The 3315-nt window shown below is 39.6% G+C and carries 2 protein-coding genes; both read right to left on the minus strand.

Translation table 11 applies throughout. The annotated features are described in order from the left end of the window. Window positions 1–111: 111 nt before the first annotated feature. Window positions 112–2220 (minus strand): BglG family transcription antiterminator, encoded by a 2109-nt coding sequence (locus AB685_RS28915; RefSeq protein ID WP_047974062.1) that lies wholly within the window; start codon window positions 2218–2220, stop codon window positions 112–114. A 32-nt stretch (window positions 2221–2252) separates the two neighbouring features. Then, the coding region (locus AB685_RS28920) for a PTS mannitol transporter subunit IICB (protein WP_047974063.1) at window positions 2253–3315 on the minus strand (1063 nt) is incomplete at its 5' end.

A 3315-nucleotide genomic window follows, 5' to 3' on the forward strand; every position in this document is an offset into this window, starting at 1 on the left:
TTCAATAAGTAGCCCCCCTACTTTGCGAATTGCTTCCTCTTTAGATTGTACCTGTTCATCGAAAAGGATATTGTCTAGTTGTAATACTGCTTTAGCCATGTTGAATCACTCCTATTTTTGTAGTTTCGTAATTAAATACTCTTTTAAATTTCTCTCTAATAATGTGAATATGGCTTGTTCATCCCCTGTTTCAAATCGCCGAATCGATTCGTCACTTTCAATAATGGAAGCACTAATGGAACTCATGAGTTCCAGTCCTTGCTTGTTCCATATCTCTGGAGCTAGCATAAGTAGAATTCGACTCACTTCATATTCTTCATTATCCATGCCTCTCATCTGCATCGGCTCTGGTAACTCATGTACAGTAAAGGTGGCTACTTTCACATCATCACTGCGGGTATGAAAGAGTGCCAACCGCGTACCCGGGATAGCCAGGCCACCTAATTGCTCTCTTTCTATTAATGCTTCTGCTACGCGTTCACTATTTTCTACTAAATGCTTTTCCTCTTGATATTGCGCTAATTGTTGAATGAAGGCATTGGTATTTATGAGATGCGACCATGCTTTCAATTCAAACTGAGTTAAAATTGAATTGATAAGGTTGCTAATTTGTTGAATGCTCTCTAGTTTAGTTAAAGCATCTTCCTTCAACCACTCTTTAACCTCATCATGTTGCCCCACTATTTCAGCTTTTCGTTCACTGTTATCAGCCTTTACCCAATCCTTCGTATGAATAGAATGACGTATTCGATCCACTTCTTTTTTGGATAAGAATGGAGTAACTAGAAAATAAGACTCTATAGAAGGAAGAGGTACAGTGGAGATGACGATCGTCTGCTCTGATACTTTATCTTGACTCATATCAAAGGCTGACATATGAGTTAACTCACGAATTTCAGGTATCTCTTTTTCAAGTCGTGTTGCTAACAACTTTGATGTTCCAATTCCACTCGAACAGACTACAATTGCCTTCAAACCTCGTTTATGCTTCGCTCCCTCAATCGAWGAACCAAAATGCATGACCAGAAAGCCAATTTCTTCTTCGGGGAACTCCCATTTCGGAAAAATTTCCGGAACTTTCTTTTGGAGAAGCAAGAACAATTCTTTGTAATCTTTTTTTATTTTAGGAAGCAAAGCGTTATAAATCGTCATGCCTTGTTCAATTCGAAATAAAGCAGGTTTTAAGTGACTGACCAAGCCTTCTAATAAAGATTGATCACCTCTAAGCGTCACACCTGTGGCCTCTCCGACTTCATCGATTAAATGCTTCGTCCGAATCGCCAAATCGAGAGACGTTTCTTGTAGAAGTAGACCACCTTCATCTCCTTGTTTAGCACCTAAGAGATGCATGGTGACATAGACGATTTCAATCGGTGGAATCTCAATAGAAAATTTATCTTCTAAAAGAAGGACTAGCTTTTTAGCGACTTGATATTCTTTTGTTTGAGTAATCTTCTCTACCTTATTGAGGTGACCTTCAATCCTTTCACCTCGATTAATTCGATCTACTGCCAAACTTAAGTGAACAGCTAACCCTATAAACGAAACATCGGCAATCGACTCGCCTCGTTCCCTTAATTCATGGAGTGTCGCTAACACATCYAGAATGATTTTCACATCAATGAGATGGAGTAACTTCTCTGAGGTTTGGTCTTTAAGTTCACTTTTCGCCCGATGAATCTCTAATAAAGACAGAAGTTCTTCTTCACTCACTTTTTCAGTAATGAGACGCCTTAACGCTCTACGCTTATTAGGCTCATCCCCTTGTATCTCAATCCCATAGCTTCGCTTTCGGACCATCTCTAATTGAAAGGCTTCAAGCCAATCGCTCACTTTATTCAAATCATTGCTTATCGTCGCGATGGTCACACCAATTTCCGTGGCCAATGTAAACAATTTCACTGGCTCCCGCTTTTGAAGAAGAATGGAGAGGAGCAATTGTTGTCGCTCCTCCGGGGTATACTCATCTCTCTTTATCTCATTTACCATTTCTCTTAACTCGTTACGTTTCTCTACGCTACCGATTAGTTTTAATCCGACACCTGTTTGTTTTTCAAGTCTCAATTCAAATTGGTGAAGGGTAGGTTCAACGCCTTGTATATCACGATGAATCGTACGTGAACTCACGTTAAGCTTATCAGCTATTTCTTTAATCGTCAGACCTTCTTCATTAGCTAACAAATAGTCAATAATMTGTTTTTCTCGTGCTGACAAATACATCTCATTACCCCCGTTTATTCGGGCGAGGTATTTTAGTCGTCGCCTTTTAATTCACTAACGATTTCATCATACTTTGCACCATTCATAAAGTTTCCAACTGAAATATGAGCCTTATTCGGTTGTTTTGCCCTAGCACGATCTGTTAAATCTTTATGTGTGATAATGAGATCAGCATCATCAGGAATTTGGTTAATAGCTTTATTTGTTACTTCGATTGAAAGTCCTGCTTTCGTTACTTTGTTCTTTAAAATCGAAGCCCCCATCGCACTTGATCCCATTCCAGCATCGCAAGCAAAGACAATCTTTTTGACTTGATCTCGATCAATCGTACCTACTTGGTCAGGAGTTGTCGTAGCTTCTTCTGAATCAGACTTTAATGCTCCAGCAACACTGCTTCTCTTCCCTTTCATTGCTTCCATTTTAGAAGTAGCTTCTTCTAATTCTTGATCCTCATCTGTTGATCTTTTTAAGATGAGAGATGCTACTGCAAATGAAACTGCTGTGGCAACAATAATTCCTAAAATGACTCCAAGGTGATCCCCACGTGGTGTCATAAGCATATATGCAACGATACTACCAGGTGATGGCACTGCAACCAGCCCTACATTAAAGAGTAGGAATGTAAAAACTCCACTCATTCCTCCAGCGATAGCTGCTAATAATAGCATCGGTTTCATTAAAACATAAGGGAAGTAAATTTCATGAATCCCTCCTACGAAGTGAATAACTGCCGCTCCCCCTGAAGAGTATTTAGCAGCCCCTTTCCCAAAAACCATGAATGCTAATAGAATTCCAAGGCCAGGACCAGGGTTGGATTCGAGCATGAAGAGAATGGACTTACCAGTCTCAGTCGCTTCTTGAATACCTAAAGGTCCAAGAATTCCGTGATTAATCGCATTGTTTAAAAATAAAATTTTAGCAGGCTCTACAAAAATACTTGCAAGTGGTAACATTCCAGCATCTACAATGACACGCACACCAGCAGCTAGCACACCGTTAAATGCTAAAACAACAGGTCCAATCCCTACATAAGCTAGTATGGTTAGAATTAATCCAACAAATCCTGCTGTGAAATTATTAACCAACATTTCAAAC

The organism is Bacillus sp. LL01 (assembly GCF_001037965.1).